The 21,529-nt window shown below is 69.9% G+C and carries 21 protein-coding genes and 2 pseudogenes; 20 read left to right on the top strand and 3 right to left on the bottom strand.

What is annotated here, in order from left to right; translation table 11 throughout:
• Positions 1 to 1,611: a class I adenylate-forming enzyme family protein gene (locus H5411_RS24740; protein WP_183125165.1), complete on the top strand. Its 1,611-nt coding sequence runs from the start codon at positions 1 to 3 to the stop codon at positions 1,609 to 1,611.
• Between the two features lie 6 nt (positions 1,612 to 1,617).
• Here H5411_RS24740 and H5411_RS24735 read toward each other — a convergent pair whose 3' ends face one another.
• Complete coding sequence (locus H5411_RS24735) at positions 1,618 to 2,016, bottom strand: MaoC family dehydratase (protein ID WP_220817403.1); 399 nt, start codon at positions 2,014 to 2,016, stop codon at positions 1,618 to 1,620.
• Complete coding sequence (locus tag H5411_RS24730) at positions 2,013 to 2,429, bottom strand: FAS1-like dehydratase domain-containing protein (RefSeq protein ID WP_183125163.1); 417 nt, start codon at positions 2,427 to 2,429, stop codon at positions 2,013 to 2,015. The genes H5411_RS24735 and H5411_RS24730 overlap by 4 nt, the downstream gene beginning before the upstream one ends.
• Positions 2,430 to 2,493: 64 nt before the next feature.
• Between H5411_RS24730 and H5411_RS24725 the strand changes: the two genes are divergently transcribed.
• Together H5411_RS24725 and H5411_RS24720 are read left to right on the top strand one after the other, a co-directional pair.
• Entirely contained in the window at positions 2,494 to 3,666 is a 1,173-nt protein-coding gene (locus H5411_RS24725) for an acyl-CoA dehydrogenase family protein (protein WP_183125162.1), read from the top strand.
• 4 nt (positions 3,667 to 3,670) lie between these two features.
• The gene (locus H5411_RS24720; RefSeq protein WP_183125161.1) at positions 3,671 to 5,593 is read left to right on the top strand and encodes an AMP-binding protein; all 1,923 of its coding nucleotides are present in this window, start codon (positions 3,671 to 3,673) and stop codon (positions 5,591 to 5,593) included.
• 2 nt (positions 5,594 to 5,595) lie between these two features.
• On the opposite strand, the gene H5411_RS24715 is transcribed toward H5411_RS24720, so the two are convergent.
• Positions 5,596 to 6,375: a FadR/GntR family transcriptional regulator gene (locus H5411_RS24715; RefSeq protein WP_220817402.1), complete on the bottom strand. Its 780-nt coding sequence runs from the start codon at positions 6,373 to 6,375 to the stop codon at positions 5,596 to 5,598.
• Between the two features lie 110 nt (positions 6,376 to 6,485).
• On the opposite strand from H5411_RS24715, the gene H5411_RS24710 reads away from it, so the two are divergent.
• The 17 genes and pseudogenes from H5411_RS24710 to H5411_RS49365 all read left to right on the top strand — a co-directional run.
• On the top strand, positions 6,486 to 7,535 hold the full coding sequence (locus H5411_RS24710; RefSeq protein ID WP_183125160.1) for an acyl-CoA dehydrogenase family protein: 1,050 nt from the start codon (positions 6,486 to 6,488) through the stop codon (positions 7,533 to 7,535).
• Between the two features lie 99 nt (positions 7,536 to 7,634).
• Positions 7,635 to 8,801 carry an acyl-CoA dehydrogenase family protein gene (locus H5411_RS24705; protein WP_183125159.1) on the top strand — a complete coding sequence of 389 codons (1,167 nt, stop codon included), beginning with the start codon at positions 7,635 to 7,637 and terminating at the stop codon, positions 8,799 to 8,801.
• On the top strand, positions 8,801 to 9,541 hold the full coding sequence (locus H5411_RS24700) for an SDR family NAD(P)-dependent oxidoreductase (protein WP_183125158.1): 741 nt from the start codon (positions 8,801 to 8,803) through the stop codon (positions 9,539 to 9,541). Before H5411_RS24705 ends, H5411_RS24700 begins: the two co-directional genes overlap by 1 nt.
• Positions 9,541 to 10,731, top strand: coding sequence for a thiolase family protein (locus tag H5411_RS24695; RefSeq protein WP_183125157.1), 1,191 nt, complete (start codon positions 9,541 to 9,543; stop codon positions 10,729 to 10,731). Before H5411_RS24700 ends, H5411_RS24695 begins: the two co-directional genes overlap by 1 nt.
• Positions 10,728 to 11,951 (top strand): acetyl-CoA hydrolase/transferase family protein, encoded by a 1,224-nt coding sequence (locus H5411_RS24690; RefSeq protein WP_183125156.1) that lies wholly within the window; start codon positions 10,728 to 10,730, stop codon positions 11,949 to 11,951. The genes H5411_RS24695 and H5411_RS24690 overlap by 4 nt, the downstream gene beginning before the upstream one ends.
• Positions 11,948 to 12,865, top strand: coding sequence for a hydroxymethylglutaryl-CoA lyase (locus H5411_RS24685; protein WP_183125155.1), 918 nt, complete (start codon positions 11,948 to 11,950; stop codon positions 12,863 to 12,865). Before H5411_RS24690 ends, H5411_RS24685 begins: the two co-directional genes overlap by 4 nt.
• A 13-nt stretch (positions 12,866 to 12,878) precedes the next feature.
• Positions 12,879 to 13,637, top strand: a complete 759-nt coding sequence (locus H5411_RS24680) for an SDR family NAD(P)-dependent oxidoreductase (protein WP_183125154.1) — start codon at positions 12,879 to 12,881, stop codon at positions 13,635 to 13,637.
• Positions 13,634 to 14,458, top strand: a complete 825-nt coding sequence (gene menB / locus H5411_RS24675; protein ID WP_183125153.1) for a 1,4-dihydroxy-2-naphthoyl-CoA synthase — start codon at positions 13,634 to 13,636, stop codon at positions 14,456 to 14,458. The genes H5411_RS24680 and menB overlap by 4 nt, the downstream gene beginning before the upstream one ends.
• A 13-nt stretch (positions 14,459 to 14,471) precedes the next feature.
• Positions 14,472 to 15,239, top strand: a complete 768-nt coding sequence (locus H5411_RS24670) for an enoyl-CoA hydratase/isomerase family protein (protein ID WP_183125152.1) — start codon at positions 14,472 to 14,474, stop codon at positions 15,237 to 15,239.
• An 11-nt stretch (positions 15,240 to 15,250) separates the two neighbouring features.
• Positions 15,251 to 16,348 (top strand): CaiB/BaiF CoA transferase family protein, encoded by a 1,098-nt coding sequence (locus H5411_RS24665; protein WP_183125151.1) that lies wholly within the window; start codon positions 15,251 to 15,253, stop codon positions 16,346 to 16,348.
• 66 nt (positions 16,349 to 16,414) lie between these two features.
• Positions 16,415 to 17,431: an LLM class flavin-dependent oxidoreductase gene (locus H5411_RS24660; protein ID WP_183125150.1), complete on the top strand. Its 1,017-nt coding sequence runs from the start codon at positions 16,415 to 16,417 to the stop codon at positions 17,429 to 17,431.
• Positions 17,431 to 18,237, top strand: coding sequence for an enoyl-CoA hydratase/isomerase family protein (locus tag H5411_RS24655; protein ID WP_183125149.1), 807 nt, complete (start codon positions 17,431 to 17,433; stop codon positions 18,235 to 18,237). Before H5411_RS24660 ends, H5411_RS24655 begins: the two co-directional genes overlap by 1 nt.
• Before the next feature lie 11 nt (positions 18,238 to 18,248).
• Positions 18,249 to 19,064 (top strand): enoyl-CoA hydratase/isomerase family protein, encoded by an 816-nt coding sequence (locus H5411_RS24650; RefSeq protein WP_183125148.1) that lies wholly within the window; start codon positions 18,249 to 18,251, stop codon positions 19,062 to 19,064.
• Positions 19,065 to 19,069: 5 nt separating this feature from the next.
• Positions 19,070 to 20,002, top strand: coding sequence for a DUF7064 domain-containing protein (locus H5411_RS24645; protein ID WP_183125147.1), 933 nt, complete (start codon positions 19,070 to 19,072; stop codon positions 20,000 to 20,002).
• Positions 19,999 to 21,015 (top strand): phosphotransferase family protein, encoded by a 1,017-nt coding sequence (locus tag H5411_RS24640; protein ID WP_183125146.1) that lies wholly within the window; start codon positions 19,999 to 20,001, stop codon positions 21,013 to 21,015. The genes H5411_RS24645 and H5411_RS24640 overlap by 4 nt, the downstream gene beginning before the upstream one ends.
• A pseudogene (locus H5411_RS49370) lies at positions 21,012 to 21,263 on the top strand (amidase family protein); the annotation flags it as partial. The gene H5411_RS24640 and the pseudogene H5411_RS49370, both read left to right, overlap by 4 nt.
• 74 nt (positions 21,264 to 21,337) lie before the next feature.
• A pseudogene (locus H5411_RS49365) lies at positions 21,338 to 21,502 on the top strand (amidase family protein); the annotation flags it as partial.
• Positions 21,503 to 21,529: the final 27 nt, after the last annotated feature.

Raw genomic sequence — 21,529 nt, 5'->3', positions numbered from 1 at the left:
ATGGACGTCACCACCCTGTACGGCCGCCGGTCCGACGACCGCTGGAACCGGATGGCCGTCGGCGATGTGCTCGAACGGCTCACCTGGAGCAGGCCCGATCAGCCCGCGATCATCGGCGCGCCTGGTGCTTTCAGCAGCCCGGAATTCCGGGAGCTGACGTACAAACAGGCCGACGAGGCGGCAAACCGCGTGGCGCACGCCCTTCTGGGCGAAGGGCTGAAGCGCGGCGACCGCGTGCTGTTGTACTGCGACAACTCGGTCGAAGCGATCGTGACCCTGTTCGGCATCGCCAAGGCGGGCCTGGTGGCGGTGCCGGTGAACCCATTGCTCGCGCCGGACGTGCTGACTTGGGTGCTCGGCCACACCGAAGCCGCCTTCGCCGTGGTGGACGCCGAGTTCGCCGAAAGAGCCGCCCCGCTGCTCGCACGGGCGAAGCTGCCCGCCCCGGTGGTGATCGGCGAAGGGTTCGCGGACTGGATCCGCGGCAGGCCGGGGCACGAGGTCGACGTCAAGATCCACGGGGACGACGTGTGGAGCCTGGTGTTCACGTCCGGCACGACGGCGATGCCGAAAGCCTCGATGGCCACGCACACCTACTCGTACCTGACCGCCCACAGCTACGCCCTGTCGCTGACCCGCGGCTTGCGTTACGAAGAAGACCTCCGGCTGTGCACGTTCCTGCCGATCGTCTACCACTGCGGTCACAACTCGGCCGTGCTGCCCGCGTTCTTCGCGGGCGGCCGGGTAGTCCTCGGCCGCCGGTCAGACGCGGGGCTGCTCGCGGACACGATCACCCGCGAGCGTGCCACAGCACTCTGGGCGGGTTCGCCGCTGTGGCTGCAGAAGCTCGTCGACGAAGCGCTCGTGCGGCCCGGCGAGGTGGACCTGCGCAGCCTCACCGTCGCGATGTTCTCCTGGGGCGCGATGAAACCCGATCTCTTCGACCGGATGCGCGAGGTGTGCGGCGAGGACGTCGCGCTGCTGGAAGTGTTCGGGCAGACCGAATCGATGTCCTGCTACCGGTTCTGGCCGGATCGCTATCCGGAGAAGCGGGAGCAGGCGCTCGACGGGGTGAACCACGTCGGCGCGCCCAACCCCATGCTGGCCGCTGACATCGTCGACGAGACCGGCCGCAGCCTGCGCGGCGTGGCGGGGGAGCCGGGCGAGGCAGTGTACCGGTCTCCGGCGCTGACGGCCGGATACTACCGGGACGAGCAGGCGACGGCCGCGGCGTTCCGCGACGGCTGGTTCCACTCCGGAGACAGTTGCGTCTTCGACGACGACGGCCAGCAGATCATGGTGGACCGCTTCAAGGACATCGTGAAAACCGGCGGCGAGAACGTGTCCAGCCTCCGGGTGGAGACGGTGCTGGCCGGGCATCCCGCGGTCGGCCGGGTCGCCGTGATCGGCGTTCCGGACGAGAAGTGGGGCGAGCTCGTCGCCGCTGTCGTCGTCAAGACCGCCGAGGTGACCGACGTGGAGCTGATCGCCTATGCGCGCGAACAGCTGGCCGGGTACGAGTGTCCGAAAAGGATCTTCTTCGTGGAGAAGATGCCCGAGACGGTCGGCGGCAAGATCCTCAAGTACCACCTCCGGCAGCGGTTTGCCTGACCGTCTTCAGGCAACGGCGACCCGCGCGGCGGCGCGGACGATCTCCTCGTCGCCGCGCGTCACCCGCAGCACGAGTTCGGCGACCCCGGACTCGATCGCGGTGACTTCGCCGGAGAACCGCAGCCGGTTCCCGAGGAAGACCGGAGCGACGAACCGGACCTCGTACTCGCGGAGGTGCTCGATGCCGCACCAGTCGGTCAGCCACGCGGCGAGAAGCCCGGCCTGGAACTGGCCCATCGCCAGCACTCCGGGGAACCCCGCGGCAGCGGAAAACTCCGGATCGTGGTGCAGCGGGTTGAAATCGCCGCCCGCGCCGGCGAACCGCACGATGTCGGTCTGGGTGACCGGCCCGGTTTCCCCGGTGGGCAAGGACTCGCCGACGGCTACGGCGACGGGCTTCCTCACTGGGCACTCCGCTCGATCAGGACTTCCCGCACGCGGACCGCGCATTCGCCCGACGCGTCGAGGTAGTCGGTTTCCAGGGTCACGAAGCGCATGCCGCGTTTCTCCGTGTCGTCGGCGACGCGGCGTACGCCGTGCACCGAGTCGCCAGCGCACAACGGCCGAAAGTAAGTCCAATTCACCGAACCTACGACGACTCGCTCGAATGCCAGCCCCAGCTTGGCCACGAACGCCCGCTGATCGCGGAAATGCCCAGCCACCACTACATGCGTGGCCGTGGCGGGCACGTCGGGAAAACCCGCGTCACGGGCGGCGCCGCGGTCGACGTGCACCGGATCGGCGGCGTGGGTGGCCAGGGCGAACTCCCGGATCTTACCGCGCTCTACGTCGAACGAGACCTCGTCGAGGACGTTCATGACACCTCCCTGTTTGGTCTGACCTATAGTATCATTAGCCCGAAACGACGCGAAGGGTTGACCGATGGAGCTCGCGGACTCGCCCGAAGAGGCCCGGTTCCGGGCGGAGATCAGGGACTGGCTCGGCAGCGCGCTGCCGAAACTGCCCTGGCCCGAACCGCCGGACCTGGAAGGAAAGCTGCCGTTCTGGCGGCAGTGGCAGCAGATGCTGTTCGACGCCGGTTACGCCGGGCTGTCCTGGCCTGCCGAATACGGCGGCCGTGGCGTCGACGAGAAACTGCGCGCGGTGTTCACCGACGAAACCGACCGCGCGGGCGCGCCGGAGCGGCTCAACATCATCGGCGAGGACTTCGCCGGGCCCACGATCGCCGGCTTCGGCACCGACGCGCAGAAAGAACGGTTCCTGCGCCCGATCCTGACCGGCGAAGAGATCTGGTGCCAGCTGTTCTCCGAGCCCGAGGCCGGTTCCGACCTGGCCTCGCTGCGCACCAAGGCGACCAGGACCGAGGGCGGCTGGCGGATCGACGGGCAGAAGATCTGGACCAGCCGCGCGCAGCTCGCCGCGCACGCGATCCTGCTCGCCCGCACCGGCGGCGGCCCGCGGCACAAGGGCATCACGTACTTCCTGCTGCCGATGGACAGCCCGGGGGTCACCGTGCGGCCGCTGGCGCACATGCTCGGCGAGGCCGAATTCAACGAGGTTTTCCTCGACGGCGTGTTCATCCCTGATGAGCTCGTCGTCGGGGAAGTCGACGGCGGCTGGCGGGTCGCGATGGGGACGCTGGGCTACGAGCGGGTCGCCATCGCGACCGGCCGGGTCAACACGCGCCGCGCGGTGGAGGACATCGTCGCCGACATCGCCGCCCGCACCGGCGAAAACGGCGAGCCGCTCGGCGCGGACCCGGTGGTCCGGCAGAAGATCGCCGACCTCTACGGCCGCGCGCTGACGCACCGGCTGATCGGCCAGCGGGTGGTCACGCTCGCCGCGGAGGGCGGTCCGCCCGGGCCGGTCACCTCGATCGGCAAGCTGTACTTCTGCCCGCTGGTGGAGGATCTCGCGGACTTCCGGCTTTCGCTGGATCCGCTCGGCGACCAGTTCGGGCTCGACGACGAGCAAGCCGGCTCGCGGTGGCTCCGGCTGGCCTACCAGGCCCGCGGCACCGCCATCGCGGGCGGTTCCACCTTCATCCAGCGCAACATCCTGGCCGAGCGGATGCTCGGCATGCCGAGGAGCTGACACCGTGGTCTACACCTGGGTTCCCACCGACGACTACGTCGAGAACGCCAACGTCACGCGGCTCGCCCGCACGCACGGCGCGGACTCCCTGGCCGAACTGCGCGCGCGGTCGGTCGAGGACATCGGCTGGTACTGGGACGCCGTCGTGCGCGACCTCGGCCTGCCCTTCCGCAAGCCGTACTCGCAGGTGGTGGACCTGTCGCGCGGTGCGGAGTGGCCGGACTGGTTCGTCGGCGGCGAGCTGAACATCGCCGACGCCTGCCTGACCCGCTGGGCGGAGAAGTCGCCCGAGCGCGACGCCGTTGTGCACGAGGCGGAGGACGGCACGGTCCGAAAGCTGACCTACGGCGAGTTGGCGTCCGAAGTGGAGCGGGTGGCCGCCGGACTGCGCGCGCTGGGCATCGGCCGCGGCGACGCGGTGGGACTGTTCCTGCCGATGATCCCGGAAGCGGTGGTGGCCGTCTACGCCGTGGCGCGTCTCGGAGCGGTGCTTGTTCCCTTGTTCTCCGGATTCGCGCCCACGGCGATCGCGTCGCGGTTGCAGGACGCCGACGCCAAAGCGGTCGTTGTCGCCGACGGAACCGTGCGCCGGCGCCGGGAAGTCGCGATGAAGCCGTTGCTGGACGAGGCTTTGGCGTCGTGTCCGACCGTGGAGCACGTGCTGCTCGTCGGAAACCTGACCGCGGAGCCGAAACCCAGCACCCCGAAGGACGTGTTGTGGTCGCAGCTCCCCGCTGGCGACCCGGGGCCGGTCGAGGCGATGTCCGCCGCCGATCCGCTGCTGCTGGCCTACACGTCCGGCACCACCGGCAAGCCCAAGGGCGCGGTCCACACGCACGCCGGGTTCCTGGTGAAGACCGCCAGCGAGGTGGCCTATTCCTTCGACGTCAGCGAGAGCGGCGTGTTCTGCTGGGTCACCGACATGGGCTGGATCATGGGCCCGCTGTCGATCGTCGGCACGCACGCCAACGGCGCGACCCTGCTGCTCTACGAGGGCTCGCCGGACGTGCCGGACTTGAACCGGTTGTGGGACCTGGCGCAGCGGCACCGGGTGACCATGCTCGGCGTGTCGCCGACGCTCATCCGCACCCTGCGCACGAGCGAGAAGGCCGATCTGAGCGGGTTCGATCTGTCCGCGGTGCATGTGCTCGGCTCGACCGGCGAACCCTGGGACCCGGACTCCTACGAATGGCTGGCCCGCGACGTGTTCGGCGGCCGGGTGCCGATCATCAACTTCTCCGGCGGCACGGAGGTGGGCGGCTCGTTCCTCGCGCCGTACCCGGTGGAGGAAATCCGCAGCTGCTCGCTCGGCGGCCCTTCGCTGGGCATGGACGTGGACGTGGTCGACGACGCCGGGAAACCGAGCCGCGGCGAGATCGGCGAACTCGTCTGCCGCCAGCCGTGGCCCGCGATGACCCGCGGGGTGTGGAAGGACGACGAGCGCTACCTGGAGGCGTACTGGTCGACGTTCCCCGGGATGTGGCGGCACGGCGATTACGCGCTGGTCGACGCTGACGGGCAGTGGTTCCTGCGCGGCCGCTCCGACGACGTGATGAACGTGGCGGGCAAACGGCTCGCCCCTGCCGAGGTCGAAGCGGTGCTCGCCGCGCATCCCGCGGTCGCCGAAGCCGCCGCGGTCGGGGTGCCCGACGCCAAGAAGGGCGAAGCGGTCTGGGCGTTCTGGGTCCCCCGCCCGGGGGCGGGGGAGGACGTGTCGGCGAAGCTGCGCGAAATGGTCGCCGAGGAACTCGGCAAGCCGTTCGCTCCGTCGGCGGTGTACCGCGTGGCGCAGCTGCCCAAGACTCGCTCGGCGAAGATCCTGCGCCGCGCGGTCCGGGCCGCCGTGCTGGGCACCGACCCCGGCGACCTGTCCGGCGCGGAAAACCCCGAGGCGGTCGGGGAGATCCGCGCGCTCGTGCGGCCGTGAGCTCAGTTCTCGCCGGGGACCGGGATCTCCGTGCGTTCGTCCACCTCGAGCACCGCCTGGGCGTAGGAGTGCACGTGCCGGTTCATCCGGCGGACCGCGGCGTCCGGGTCCTTGGCCCGGATGGCCGTGGTGATCGACTTGTGCGCGCGCACCGTGGTGCGGCGGACCTCGTCGTCGACGAACGTCTCGTTCTCGGTGGCCGTGTAGATCGCCGTGGACAGCGCGGACATCAGCCCCATCAGCAGTTCGTTGTGGCTGGCGGTGGCGACGGCGACGTGCCAGTCGACGTTGGCCTGGAGGAAATCGGCCAAGCTGCCGTTTTCGTCCGCGATCGCCTTGTTGGCCGCGTCGAGCCGGGCGAGGTCGGCGTCGGTGCGGTGCTGCGCCGCCAGCTTCGCGCAGAAGGGCTCGATCGCCTCGCGGGTCTCCAGCAGTGCGGCGAGCCGGACCCGCTGGCCGCGGATGAGCAGGTTCACCGAACTGGCCACGGACTCCTTGCCCGGCCGCTGGACGAAGGCGCCGCCGCCGCGGCCGGCCTTGATCCGGACCAGGCCCTGGACCTCGAGGATGCGCAGCGCCTCGCGCACGGTGGTGCGGCTCATCCGGGTCTGGGTGACGAGGTCGCGCTCGGTCGGCAGCGCGGTGCCTTCCTCGAACTCGCCTTCGAGGATGCGTTCCCGCAGGTCGTCGGCCAGCACATCGGAAGCCTTGGGCACCTCCATGGGCGCCAGGCGCACCGCCGAGCGGCCGGTGCTGCTTGCCGGTGGTCGGGTGCCCGCCATGTCAGTCTCCCCACTTTTTGGCCTAAAGGTCTGACCTAAGCTACCATTTTTCCCTGGGTCGGGTCGTATTGAACCAGCAATCGTGACGTCGACGGCGAAAGGCACGAGCAATGCGGTGGACATTGACCGAAGATCAGGAGCTGTTCCGGGACGCCTTCCGCGGCTGGCTGGAACGCTTCGCCGCCGTCGAAGACGTCCGCGGCTGGCTCGACAGCGGCGACAGCGCCCCGTTCGAACAGCGGTTCGTCGAGGAGGGCTGGTTTTCCGTCGGATCGCCGGAATCCCTGGGCGGCCAGGGCGGCGGCTTGCTGGACCTAGCCTTGGCGGCGGAACAACTGGGCAGGGCGGCAGCGCCTTCTTCGGCGTGGCTGGCTTCGGTGCTGACCGCACCGGTGTTGCCGGCTGGGGCGGCGGAAGCCTGCTTGGCCGAAGGGGAATTCGCGGCGCTCGCGGTCAGCGCGGGTAAGCCGCTCGACGCGGCGACGACGGTGGTCGCCGAGGGCGGAACACTCCGCGGCACTGTGCCCCTGGTGCTCGCGGCGGACCGGGCTCGCCGGTTCGTGGTGCCCGCCGCCGGACGGCTGTACCTGGTGGACGCTGAGGAGGTTTCGCTCACCCGGCGCGCGTTGCTTGACCGCAGCCGTTCGGTGGCGGATGTGGTGCTCGACGGCGCACGCGGGACGGAGTTGCCGTCGCCTGCCGGCGAGCTGTCGCGAATCGCGTTGCGGGCGGCGGTTCTCGTCGCCGCGGACAGTTTGGGTGCCGCGGAGCGGATGCTCGAGCTCGCGGTGGAGTACAGCAAGCAGCGGGAGCAGTTCGGCGTTCCGATCGGCTCGTTCCAGGCGGTCAAGCACGCCGCGGCGACGATGCTGGTCACCGTCGAGTCGGCCCGATCGCTGGTCTACTACGCGGCCGCGGCGGTCGAGCAGGAGCACGAGGACTACGTCCTGCACGCGGCGGCGGCGAAGGCTCAGGTGTGCGCCGAAGCGGTGCGTGCCGCGGACAGCGCGCTGACCATGCACGGCGCGATCGGCTACACGTGGGAACACGACCTGCAGTTGTTCTACAAGCGCGCCAAGCTCAATGGCAGTTTGTTCGGCGCCCCGGCGGAGTGGAACGAACGGCTGGCGCGCGAGCTGCCCCTGCTGCCCGCGGCCTGACCGGCCCGGTTTTCGTTCCGCCGCCCGTCGGCGGACGTCTACAGTTTTGGTCAGTCCTTTGATATAGTTAGCCCAAATCAAGCGCTTGGGAGAACCGCTGTGGACTTTGAGCTGACCGAGGACCAGGCCACCATCCGCAAGGCGGTGGCGGAGCTGGCCGGGAAATTCGACGACCAGTACTGGCTCGAGAAGGACGCGGCCCACGAGTTCCCCGCCGAGTTCTACGACGCGTTCGCCAAAGGCGGCTGGCTCGGCATCACCACGCCGGAGGAGTACGGCGGCCACGGGTTCGGCATCACCGAGGCGGCGCTGCTGCTCGAAGAGGTTTCCGCATCCGGCGGCGGGATGAACGCGGCCAGTTCCATGCACCTGTCGATCTTCGGCATGCACCCGGTGATTGTGCACGGCTCGGAGGAGCTGAAGCGGCGCACGCTGCCGCGGATCGTGAACGGCGACTTGCACGTGTGCTTCGGCGTCACCGAGCCCGGCGCGGGCCTGGACACCACGAAGATCACCACGTTCGCGCGGCGCGAGGGCGACGAGTACGTGGTCAACGGGCGCAAGGTGTGGATCTCCAAGGCCGTCGAGTCGGAGAAGATCCTGCTGCTGACCCGGACCACGAAGTTCGAGGACGCGGAGAAGAAGACCGACGGGCTCACCCTGTTCCTGACTGACCTCGACCGGTCCAAAGTGGACATCCGCCCGATCAAGAAGATGGGCCGCAACGCCGTCACCTCCAACGAGCTGTTCATCGACGACCTGCGGATCCCGGTCGAGGACCGCGTCGGCGAAGAAGGCAAAGGGTTCAAGTACATCCTCGACGGGCTCAACCCGGAACGGATGCTGGTCGCCGCGGAAGCGCTCGGCCTCGGCCGGGCGGCGTTGCGCGCCGCGGTGCGCTACGGCAACGAGCGCGAGGTGTTCGGCCGTCCGATCGGGATGAACCAGGGGCTGCAGTTCCCGCTCGCGGACTCGCTGGCGCGGCTCGACGCGGCGGAACTCGCCCTGCGCAAGGCGACCTGGCTCTACGACAACGGAAAACCCTGCGGCCGCGAGGCGAACACCGCCAAGTATCTCTGCGCCGACGCGGGTTTCCAGGCCGCGGACCGCGCGCTGCAGACCCACGGTGGGATGGGTTACTCCGAGGAGTACCACGTCGCCCGGTACTTCCGCGAAGCCCGCCTGCTCAAGATCGCACCGCTGAGCCAGGAGATGGTGCTCAACTATCTCGGCTCGCACGTGCTCGGACTGCCGAGGAGCTACTGATGTTCGGACTGGACAACCGATCGGCGCTCGTCACTGGGGCCGGCAGCGGGATCGGCGCCGCCGTGGCCCGCGCCTTCGCTGCCGCCGGGGCGCGCGTGCTGGTCACCGATATCGACGAGCAGGCCGCGAAGGCCACGGCCGAGAGCATCGGCGAGAAGGCCGAGTACCGCGCCCTCGACGTCCGTGACGCCGCCGGTGCGCAAGAGGCGGCGAAGCAGGCTGCGGCGCTCACGGACGGCACGCTGCACATCCTGGTCAACAACGCCGGGGCGATCGCGCCCGCGATGTTCCCGAAGATGACCGAGGAAGCGTTCCGGCGCATCGTCGACATCCACCTCGTCGGCAGCTTCGTGTGCAGCCAGGCCGTGCTGGACTACCTGCCCGAGGACGGTTCCGGGCGGATCATCAACGTCACCTCCGCCGCCGGGCTGGAGGGGACGATCGGCCAGGCGAACTACGGCGCCGCCAAGGCCGGGATCATCGGGCTCACCAAGTCGCTGGCCAAGGAACTCGCCCGGCGGCAGGTGACCGTGAACGCGCTCGCGCCGCTGGCTGCCACACCGATGACGGAAAACATCCGCAGCAACGAGAAGCTCGCGGCCAAGACGCTCGCGCGGATTCCGCTGGGGCGCTGGGCTTATCCGGACGAGATCGCGGGCAGCTTCGTGTTCATGGCCTCGGACGCCGCCGGGTACATCACCGGCCAGGTGCTTCCGGTCGACGGCGGGACGGTGATGTGATGGGCAAGCACGCCAAGAGCCCAATGCTTGCGGCCGGGCGGGAAGTGCTCCTCGCCGAGGCCGTGCGCACTCCGATCGGCAAATCGCACCCGGAGCGCGGCTGGTACCGCGACACGCACCCGAACGCGCTGCTGGCCGCATGCTACACCGAACTCGTCAAGCGCACCGGGCTCGAACCGGGCGCGGTCGAGGATCTCGTGATCGGCTGCACCGCCCCGTTCGGCGAGCAGTCCCGCAACATCGGCCGCAACGCCTGGCTGCAGGCCGGATACCCGCCCGAGGTGCCCGCGGTGACCCTCGACCGGCGCTGCGGTTCGGCGCAAACCGCCATCGCGATGGGCGCCGGGCTGATCGGCTCGGGCACGCACGACCTTGTCATCGCCGGGGGAGTCGAGCACATGGGCCACGTGCCGATCGACTCGCCGGTGAAGATCTCCGAACTGTACGGCGACCCGTGGCCGGAGGAGCTGCGCGAGCTGTATTCCTTTGTGCACCAAGGCGAAAGCGCTGAACTGATCGCCGACCGCTGGGGCATCGGCCGCACCGAAATGGACGAGTTCGCGGTCCGTTCGCACCGGCTGGCCGCCGAGGCACTGGCCGAAGGCCGGTTCGACGCCGAGACGGTGCCGTTCGGAGACCTGCGCGGTGACCAGAGCATCCGGCCCGGCACCGATCTGGAGAAACTGGCGGGCCTGAAACCGGCGTTCCGCAAGGAAAACGGCCGGATCACCGCGGGCAGTTCGTCGCCGATCTCCGACGGCGCGGCCGCGGTGGTGCTCGCCTCCCGGGAAGCGGCCGCCGAACACGGCTTGCGCGCACGGGCCCGCATCCTCGACCAGACCACCGTCGGCGTGGATCCGGTCATCATGCTCACCGGCCCCATTCCCGCGACCCGGAAGATGCTGGAGCGCAACGGACTGAGCATCGACGACATCGACCTGTTCGAGGTCAACGAAGCGTTCAGCTCGGTCGTCCTGGCGTGGGAGCGCGAGCTGAAGCCGGACATGGACCGGGTGAACGTGAACGGCGGCGCGATCGCGCTCGGCCACCCGGTCGGCGCGACCGGTTCCCGGCTGATGGCCACCATCCTGGCCGAACTGGAACGCCGGGACGCCGAACTCGGCCTGGTGACCATGTGCTGCGGCGGCGGCCTGGGCACCGCCACCCTGATCCAGCGGCTCGACGGATGATGGACCTCAAGCGCTTCATTCCCGAGGGCGCCGGGATCTGGTGGGGCCAGGCCAGCGCGGAGCCGACGCCGCTCGTGCACGCCCTGCTCGACCAGATCGGCGCGCTCGGCTCGCACCGGGCGTTCTGCGGCCTCACCTGGGACAAGCGGCTCACCCGGGAGCTGCCGCCCGAGCTGGAGCTGATGTCCTACGGGGCGCTCGGCGAGCTGCGCAAGCTCAGCCGGGAGGGACGGCTGACCGTCGTGCCCTGCCACTATTCGGCTCTGCCCCGGCTTTTCGCGGAACGCTCGCTGCCCAGCGACGTCGGACTGGTCCAGGTGTCCGCGCCGGACGCCGACGGGTTGTGCTCGCTCGGCGTCGGTGCCGATTACGCGGCGGACGCCGTCGCCCACACCCCAGTGCTGCTCGCCGAGATCAACCACCGCATGCCGGTCACCCGCGGAACGCCCAAAATTCCGCTGCAGCGGTTCGCCGCCACGGTCGAAACCGACCGGCCGCTCGCCCAGGCCCCCGGAAAAGCCGCGGACGACGTCGAACTGGCCATCGCCCAGCACGTCGCCGACCTGGTCGAGGACGGCGACACCCTGCAGATGGGCGTCGGTTCGCTGCCCTCGGCGGTGCTGGACGCGCTGACGGGGCACACCGATCTGGGCTTTCACTCCGGGATGATCTCCGACGGAGTCCTCCGGCTGGCCGACAAAGGCGTGCTCACTGGTGCCCGCAAGGAAATCGACCCCGGTGTCATCGTCACCGGCGCCGCGCTCGGCACCGCTGAACTCTACGACCGCCTGCCGGAGCTGCCGGTCGAATTCCGGCCCGCCAGCTACACCCACGCACCATCCACTTTGGCCAGTCTCCGGTCGCTGGTGTCGATCAACTCCGCGATCGAGGTCGATCTCACCGGGCAGGTCGGCGCCGAGATCGCCCGGGGCGCCTACCTCGGCGCGGTCGGCGGCCAGGCGGACTTCAGCCGCGCCGCCGCGCTCACCGGGGCGCGGTCGATCATCACCGTGCGAGCTCGAGCCGGCTCGCATTCCACGATCGTCCCGGCTCTGCACGGCGGCGTGGTCACCACCTCACGGTCCGATGTGGACTACGTGGTGACCGAGTACGGCGCGGCCGCCTTGCGCGGCTGCGACCTCGCCGAACGGGCGCGGCGGCTCGTCGCCGTCGCCGCGCCCGAACACCGGGAAGCCCTGTCGAGAGGAGTCCAGCCATGACCAGCCGGCGACCGAGCCGCGTGCACATCCGCGAAGTCGGCCCGCGCGACGGTTTCCAGAACGAACCGGAGCACATCCCGACCGCCGACAAGATCCGGCTGATCAACGCGCTCGCCCAGGCCGGGCTGAAGCGCATAGAGGTGGCCAGCTTCGTGCGGCCGGACGTGATCCCGCAACTGTCCGACGGGGTCGAGGTGCTGCACGGCATCGACGTGCCTGACGACGTGCGGCTGATGGTGCTGATCCCCAACAGCCGGGGCCTGGACAACGCACTGAAAGTGCGCGAGAAGTTCCACGAGGCCGCGATCTTCGTGTCCGCGTCGGAAACGCACAACAAGAAGAACGTCAACCGCACTGTCGCCGAAACCATGGCCGACAACGACAAGATGGCCGCCCGGATCGAGGCCGAGGGCCTGGACTGCGCCGCGGTGATCGCCACCTCGTTCGGCTGCCCATACGAGGGCAAGGTGGAGCTGGACCGGGTGCTCGGGCTCGCCGAGCGGTTCGCCGAGGCCGGGGCCGCCGAGATCGGCTTCGGCGACACCACGGGCATGGCGAATCCGGCCTATGTCACGGAGTTCTTCGCCGCGGCGCTGGAGCGGCTGCCCGGCGTCGAGGTGACCGCGCATTTCCACAACACTCGAGGGCAGGGCCTGGCCAACGCCTTCGCTGCCCTGGAAGTCGGCTGCGCCAGCTTCGAGTCCAGCTTCGGCGAACTGGGCGGCTGCCCGGTTCCGCCCGGCTCCACCGGCAACATCGCCACCGAGGACCTGGTGAGCATGTTCCACGAAATGGGCGTGGAGACCGGCCTGTCGCTGCCCGGCCTGATCGACGCCGCCCGCGCCGCGCAGGACACCCTGGGCCGCAAGCTCACCGGCCATTCCATCGTCGCCGGACCTGTCAACTGGAACTGAGAGGAAACACCTCATGAGCAACCGCGTCGCGCTCGTCACCGGCGGTGCGCAAGGGATCGGGCAGGGCATCGCGCTGACCCTGGGCGAACAGCACTTCAAGGTGGCCATCGCCGATCTGAACCTCGAAGCGGCCCAGTCGACCGCGAAGACCATCACCGAAGCGGGCGGCACCGCGCTCGCCGTGCAGGCCGACATCACCGACACCGCGTCGGTACAGGCCGCCGTCAAGACCGTGACCGAGGAACTCGGCCCGATCGAGGTCGTGGTGAACAACGCCGGCTGGGACGACTTCATGAAGTTCGTCGACACCGACGAGGACTTCTGGAACCGCATCCTGGACATCAACTTCAAGGGCGCGCTGCGGGTCATCCAGGCGGTCGTGCCGGGCATGATCGAGCGCGGGTTCGGCCGGGTGGTCAACATCGGCTCGGACGCCGGCCGCGTCGGCTCGTCGCTGGAGGCGGTGTACTCGGGCGCGAAGGGCGGCATTATCGCCTTCACCAAGACTCTTGCCCGCGAAGTCGCCACCAAGGGCATCACCGCCAACGTCGTGTGCCCCGGCCCGACCGACACCCCGGCGCTGCGCAAGTTCGCCGACAGCTCTGGCCAGGACGCGGACAAGGTCCTGGGCGGCATGGTTCGCGGTGTGCCCATGAAGCGACTGGCCAAACCGAGCGACGTCGCCGCCGCGGTGGCGTTCTTCGCCTCCGACGCCGCCGAGTACATCACCGGCCAGACCCTGTCCGTCAGCGGCGGATTGACCATGGCATGAGGGTGGACTGGAAGCAGATCGGCGACTACGACGACATCCGTCTCGACTACAGCGGGGACGGAATCGCGAAGATCACCATCTGCCGTCCGGAAGTGCGCAACGCCTTCCGCCCCCAGACGCTCGTCGAGATCTCCGACGCGCTCGAGGTGGCACGCGAGGACACCGAAATCGGCGTGATCGTCCTGACCGGGCAGGGAGATCTGGCGTTCTGCTCCGGCGGCGACCAGCGCGTGCGCGGCGACACCGGCTACCTGTCCGAGCCCGGGAAGCCCGGCCGGTTCCACGTGACCGACCTGCACGTCCAGATCCGACGGCTGCCGAAACCGGTGGTCGCGATGGTCGCCGGGTACGCCATCGGCGGGGGACACGTCCTCCAGCTGGTGTGCGATCTGGCGATCGCGGCGGACAACGCTCGGTTCGGGCAGACCGGGCCGCGGGTGGGTTCGTTCGACGGCGGGTTCGGCGCCGGGCTCCTGTCGAACCTGGTGGGCGCACGCAAGGCCAAGGAGATCTGGTTCCTGTGCCGCCAGTACGACGCCCGGCAGGCACTGGAGATGGGCCTGGTCAACACCGTCGTGCCGCTGGCGGAGCTGGAGGCCGAGACCGTGCGATGGTGCCGGGAAATGCTCGCGCTCTCGCCGTTCGCGCTGCGGATGCTCAAGGCGAGCTTCCACGCCGCAGAGGACGGCCTGGCTGGGATCCAACAGCTCGCGCACGACGCCAACCTGCTGTTCTACGCCTCCGAGGAAGCCAAGGAAGGCCGCGAGGCCTACCAGGACAAGCGCACGCCGGACTTCGGCCGGTTCCCGCGCCGTCCCTGACGAAAGGTTCATCATGAGCGACAACGTGGTCGTGCGCCGCTCCGCCGGGGCGGGGGTCGAGGTCTGCACGCTGAAGCGCCCGCCCGCCAACGCGCTGGGCCTGCCGATCATCGACGGGCTGCACGCCGCGCTCGACGAGGCGGCCGGGGCGAAGGTCGTGGTCATCTCGTCCGAGGTGCCGGGCTGCTTCGCCGCGGGCGCGGACATCAAGCACATGTCCTCGATCGACGCGAAATCGTTCACCGAGTACGGCGACAAGCTGCGCGGAGTGCTCGACCGGGTGGCCTCGGCGGACCGGATCACGATCGCCGCAGTGGACGGCCTCGCCCTCGGCGGCGGGCTGGAACTGGCGATGGCCTGCTCGCTGCGGGTCGGCTCGGCCGCGGCGAAATTCGGGCTGCCGGAAGTGAAACTCGGCCTTATCCCCGGTGCGGGCGGCACCCAGCGGCTGCCGCGGCTGGTCGGCCGGGGCCGCGCGCTGGACATCATGCTCACCGGACGCCAGGTGCCCGCCGAGGAAGCCCACGCGATGGGGCTGATCGACCGGCTGGTGCCCGCCGGGACGGCGGAGAAGGCCGCGCTGGAACTCGCCGGAGAGCTGGCCGGGCTGTCGTTGCCCGCGCAGCAGGCGGTGATCCGCACCGTGGACGCCGCGTTCGACCTGCCGCTGGAGCAAGGGTTCCGGTACGAGGTCGAACAGGAGCAGGAACTGTTCGAGACCGGCGAGGCGAGAGAAGGGCTCACCGCTTTCCTGGCGAAGCGGCCGCCGAATTTCGCGTGAGGAGCGACGCCGTGACAGGACCGCTCGCGGGCGTCCGGGTGATCGAGATCGGCTCGATCGGCCCGGGACCGTTCTGCGCCATGCTGCTGGCCGATCTGGGTGCCGATGTGCTCCGGATCGACCGCAGCGCGGGCGCCGCCCTGGTCGGGCCGAACACGGACTTCCGCGCCGAGTTGCTGCATCGTGGCCGCCGGTCAGTGGCGGTCGACCTCAAGCACCCCGACGGTGCTGGCGTGGTGCTCGATCTCGTGGAGCGGGCCGACGCCTTGTTGGAAGGATTCCGCCCCGGAGTCGCCGAACGGCTGGGTATCGGGCCCGAAGAGTGCCTGGCGCGCAATCCGGCGCTCGTCTACGGGCGGATGACTGGTTTCGGCCAGAACGGTCCGCTGGCACAGGCGGTGGGGCACGACCTGAACTACGTCGCGCTGTCCGGGGTGCTTTCGCTGATCGGCCGCCAGGGACAGCCGCCGACTCCGCCGCTGAGCGTCGTCGGCGACTTTGGCGGAGGCGGCTACCTGCTGGCGCTCGGCCTTCTCGCGGCGTTGCTGGAACGCCACCGGTCCGGGCAGGGGCAGGTGGTCGACGCGGCGATGGTCGAGGGTGCCGCGCTGCTGGGCACGGCGTTCTTCGGCTTCGCGCAGACCGGCGCGTGGAATCCCGAGCGCGGCACGAACCTGGTCGACAGCGGCGCGCCGTACTACGACGTCTACGAGACCGCGGACGGGCGCTGGCTTTCCGTGGCTGCGCTGGAAGGGCGGTTCTACGACGATCTCGTTGACTTGCTCGGCCTGCCCGCCGACCGGCCCGATCGCGAGGACAAGACCGGCTGGCCGCGGCTGCGGAAGCTGTTCGCCGACGCGGTGCGCACCCGCACCCGGGACGAGTGGGTGCGGCTCGCGAGGGACGAACTCCCTGCGTGGCGCCGATGCTCGACGTGGACGAAGCACCGCGACATCCACACAACGTGGCGCGAAAGTCCTTTGTGGACAAAGACGGGCTGGTGCAGCCCGCGCCGGCACCGAAATTCAGCCGGACCCCGGCCGCGCTGCGCCATCCGCCGCCCGTGCCGGGCGAGCACACGGAACAAGCGCTGCGGGACTGGGGCGTGAGCGGGCAGCGGATGCGGGACTGGCGGCGGTCGGGTGCGATCGCGGTCGCGGAGTAGGAGGACAGGAATGTACGGACTGACCGTGTTCAGCGCGGGCAGCGGGCCCGAGCGGTACCGGCGGCTCGCCGACCTCGCGACCAGGGCCGAGGAGGCCGGATTCTCCGCGGTGTGGGCCAACGAGCTGTACAACCGGTCGGTGACCGTGCCGCTGGCGGTGCTGGCGAACGCCACCAGCCGGGTCCGGCTGGGCAGCAACATCGCCTACGGAGTCGGCCGCACCCCGCTCGTGTGGGCCGCCGAGGCACGCGACCTCGACGAGCTGTCCGGCGGCAGGCTCACCCTCGGGCTGGGCAACGGGACCCCGCGCATGATGGAGGACTGGCACGGCGTCAGCGGCGAGGCCCCGGCCGCCCGGATGGAGGAACTGGTCACGGTGCTGCGCAAGCTCTGGCGCCTGCACGAGGGGCCGGTCGAGCACGAGGGCCGGTTCTACCGGGTCCGGCTCAAGCCCACCTCCGACACCCCGCCGCCGGTCCAGGAGAACCTGCCGATCTGGACCGCCGGGGTCAACCCGCTGATGCTGCGCGTGGCGGGCCGGGTCTCGGACGGGCTGGTCGGGCATCCGATGTTCACCTCGGCCTACGTGCGGGAGGTCGTGCGGCCGGGCCTGGCCAAGGGGCTGACGGACTCCGGCCGCGCGGAGAGCGACGTGCAGTTGATGGGCATCCTCATGTGCGCGGTGGACTCCGACGAAGAGGCCGCACGCCGCCGTCTGGCCTTCGCCGTCGCGCAGTACGCCGCTTCTCGTGTGTACGACCGGCTTTTCGCCCTGCACGGCTGGACCGAAGCGCAGGACCGGATCCGGGAGGCGGCGCGGAACCGGGATCCCGAGGCGATGGCCGCCGCGGTGCCGGACGAGGTAATCGACGCCGTCGGAGTGGCCTGCCGTCCCGGCGAATTGAAGGAGCGCGTGGCGGTGCACGCGCGCGACTACGACCATCTGAACCTCGTCAGCGTGCCCTGGGGGCTCAAGCCCGAAGAAGCCGAGGACGCGACAGAGTCCATTGTGGAGGGAATGCGCTGATGGCGGAGCTGAAACCGGAGACGATGGAGCTGTCCCGGCCCGAAGAGGGCATCGTGGTGGCGACGCTCAACCGCCCGGAGTCCCTGAACTCGATGACGGTGCGCATGTTCGCCGAGCTCGAGGAACTGGCCTTCGCACTTGGCGACGACGATGAGACCCGGGTGCTGATCGTCACCGGCGCCGGCAAGGCGTTCTGCGCCGGATACGACCTCGACGACGCCGACGAGCTGACCGGGCTGACCGCGCTGGGCATGCTGGAGCGGCAGGAACACGCGGTCCGCGCGCTGTCCGCGCTGCGGTCGCTGCGCATCCCGGTCATCGCCGCGGTCAACGGGGCGGCCGCGGGCGGCGGTCTGGCGCTCGCGCTGGCCGCGGACATCCGCTTGGCCGCCGAGTCGGCGAAGTTCAACGCCGCCTTCGTCCGCATCGGACTGTCGGCGGGCGATCTCGGCTCGTCCTGGCTGCTGCCGCGGCTGATCGGTCCCGCACTCGCATCGGAAATCGCCTACACCGGACGATTCGTGTTCGCCGAGGAGGCCGAGCGGATCGGGCTGGTCAACCGCGTGGTGCCCGGAGAGAAGCTGCTGGACGAGACCATCGCGATGGCCCGGCTGATCCGCGCCAACTCGCCCGGCGGCGTGCAGCTGTCCAAGCGGGCGCTGCAGGCGAACCTGGAGATCACCTCGTACGCCGCCGCGCTGGAACTGGAGAACCGCGGGCAGGCACTGCTCACCCGGAGCGAGGACATGCCCGAAGCACTGGCCGCCTTCAAGGAGAAGCGCGCACCGAAGTTCACTGGACGCTGAGGGAGCCCCCCATGATCGACTTCGAGGTCCCGGAACTGCGGACCCTCACGCTCGAATCGCCCGAAGAGGGCGTGCTGGTGCTGCGGATCAACCGGCCGGGCCGGATGAATTCCATGACGCCGGGGATGTTCGGCGAATTCCTCGCGGCGGCCAGGGCCATGCGGGACAGCAAGGCTCGCGCGCTGATCGTCACCGGTGCCGGAGAGCGCGCGTTCTGCGCGGGGTTCGACCTGGACGAGATCGACGTGATCACGCGGATGGGCGTCCGCGAGTTCCTGCACTTCCAGGAGACCGCGACCGGTGGCCTGGCCGCGATCCGCGAGCTGCCGTTCCCGGTGATCGCGGCGGTGCACGGTGCCGCGTCCGGCGGCGGTCTCTCGCTCGCACTGGCGGCGGACATCCGGCTCGCCGCGCCGACGGCGAAGTTCAACGCGGCCTTCGTCAAGGTGGGCCTCTCGGCGGGGGAGCTGGGCACGTCGTGGCAGCTGACCCGGCTCGTCGGTCCGGGCCGGGCGGCCGAGATTGCCTACACGGCAAGGGTTGTCGCCGCCGAGGAAGCGGCGCGGATCGGCTTGGTGAACCGCGTCGTCCCGAGCGAGAACCTGATGGACGAGGCGCTGGCGACAGCCCGGCAGATCGCCGGGAACTCGCCCGGCGGCGTGCGGATGTCCAAACGGGCACTGCAGCGCAACCAAGAAGTCGCGAGCTACGCCGGGGCACTGGAGCTGGAGAACCGCGGGCAGGCGCTGCTGACCCGCTGCGACGACATGACCGAGGCATTGGCGGCGTTCAAGGACAAGCGCGCGCCGCAGTTCACGGGAAGGTGACGAAGATGGTGACATTAGGGGACATCGACCCGGGTTTCGGTCCGCACGACGACCTGCGGCACTGGCCGGAACCCGGCGGCCGGATGCGGGATTCCCTGTTCTGGGAGATGATCCTGCCCGACGAGCAACTCGGCATGCAGGTCTACCTGTACCTGACCAACCGCGGCAAGACCGGCTACAACGTCTCCGTCTGGGGGCCAGGCAAGGAACCCGTGGCGCTGAAGCTCGCGCAGGGCTCCGTCGGCGACGACATGGACCTGGACAACTTCGAGTTCGAGGGCCTCTCGGTCAAACAACCGGAACTGCGCCGCACCGCGCAGGTCAGCTACGCCAGCGACGAGGTGAACCTGCAGTTCGACTTCACCGCGCTGCACGACGCGTTCAGCTACAAGAGCAATCCCGACGGGCTGCCGTCGTGGTTCGCCGCGAACCGGCTTGAGCAGACCGGGCACGTCACCGGGTTCCTGGAGGTCGGCGGACGGCGGATTTCCCTGGACCGCAAGGGGCACCGGGACCATTCGTGGGGCACCCGCGACTGGGGCGTGCCGCACCACTGGAAGTGGTTCATCGCCTACACCGAGTCCGGCCGGGTCGTCAACGGCTGGATCTGGATCGCGCGCGGCGAATGGGGCTTCGCCGGGTACGTGGTCAAGGACGGGGTCACGGTGCCGGTCTCGCACATCAAGCACCACGCCGACTACCACGACGACATGACGCAGAAGCACCTTGAAGCGGACGTCGTGGACATCACCGGCGAGACCACTCGGCTGGTGATGGACGCGTACGGTGTGATCAAGCTGCCCACCAAGGACCCGATGGGCACCGTGATCACCGAGGCTGCCTGCACCGTCGCCATCGACGGCGAGGAAGGTGCGGGGCAGTTCGAGACGCATTGGCCTGGCCAGTACCTGCAGCACCTGATCGAGAGCGGTCGATGAGCTGGGACTGGAGCGAACCGCAACGCGCCCTGCTCGCCGATTTCCTCGCCCGGAAAGGGATCTGTTCCGGTCCGGTCAGCACGCGGCGGATCGGCGACGGGCACTCGAACCTGACCTTCTTGGTCAGCGACGGACAGCGGCAGGCGGTCGTGCGCCGTCCGCCTCCGCCGCCGACCCCGCCCGGGGCGCACGACATGCTGCGCGAGGCGAAGCTGATCGGCGCGCTGGCGGGGACCGGCGTTCCGGTGGCCGAGGTGCTCGCCACCGGACAGCCGGGCGAAGTGCTCGACGTGCCGTTCTACGTGATGAGTTACGTCGAGGGGCCCGTGATCACCGAACGCACACCTCCCGAGCTGGCCACTCCTGCCGACCGGCGGCGGATCGGGGAGTCCCTTGTGGACACTCTGGCCACCCTGCACTCGGTGGACTGGGCCGCGCGCGGGCTGGGAGAACTCGGTCGCCCGGAGGGATTCAACGCCCGGCACTTCCGCCGGATGGGGCGTCTCATCGCCGACGGCAACGGCAAGCCGCCGGCGGAATTCGCCGAGCTCGACGCGTGGCTCGCCGCGCACGTGCCCGCCGAAGCCGGTGCGACCATCGTGCACAACGACTACCGGCTCGGGAACGTGATCGTGTCTCCGGACTCGCCGGGGCGGGTTCTCGCGGTGCTCGACTGGGAACTGGCCACGCTCGGGGACCCGCTGTTCGACGTCGGCTACTTCCTGGCGTCCTGGCCGGTCGCCGGGCAGGTGCGGACGCCGACCGAGGACCTCGGGGTCGCCGCGCTGGAGGAGGGCTATCCCGTCCGCGCCGAACTGGCCGAGCGGTATGCGAACCAGACTGGGCGGGATCTGTCCGGACTGGGCTGGTACACCGCGCTGGCGTTGTGGAAGCTGGCCGTGCTGTACGAGTACGGGCGACGGCGGGCCGTGCAGGGCGTGGGGGACGAGTACTACGCGGACTCCGGACTCGTGAAGTCCTTCTTGGCCGCGGCCGAGCAAGCTGCGTCGTGATCAGGACGATCACCGGTTCCGCGGCGGATCTGCGCGCGGGCCGGGCGAGTGCGTCGGAACTGGTCGAGGAGGCGATCGCACGGGCGGATGCGTTCGACCCGGTGCTGGGGGTCTTCCTGCACCGCGACGACGCGGGTGGTCGGAACGCGGCCCGCGCGGCCGACGAACGGTTCGCGCGCGGCGAGCCCGCCGGTCCGCTCGACGGCATCCCCTTGGGGATCAAGGACATCTTGGCTGCCGAGGGCGCGCCCACAACGGCGCCTGGGCGGAGGGGATCGGGGACGCCCCGGCCGTCGCCCGGCTGCGGCGCGCCGGCGGGATCGTGCTCGGGAAGCTCACCACGATGGAGTTCGCCCTCGGCGTGCCCGACCCCGGCAAGCCGTTTCCGGTGCCCCGCAACGCCTGGAACCTCGCGCACTACGCAGGCGGTTCCAGCTCGGGCTGTGGCAGCGGCGTCGCGTCCGGGATGGTGCTGGGCGCGCTCGGCTCGGACACCGCGGGCAGCATCCGGATG

The sequence above is a fragment of the Amycolatopsis echigonensis genome (genome assembly GCF_014174495.1).
GTDB classification, from domain to species: Bacteria; Actinomycetota; Actinomycetes; order Mycobacteriales; family Pseudonocardiaceae; genus Amycolatopsis; species Amycolatopsis echigonensis.
This window is presented reverse-complemented; position numbering and strand designations above follow the sequence as displayed.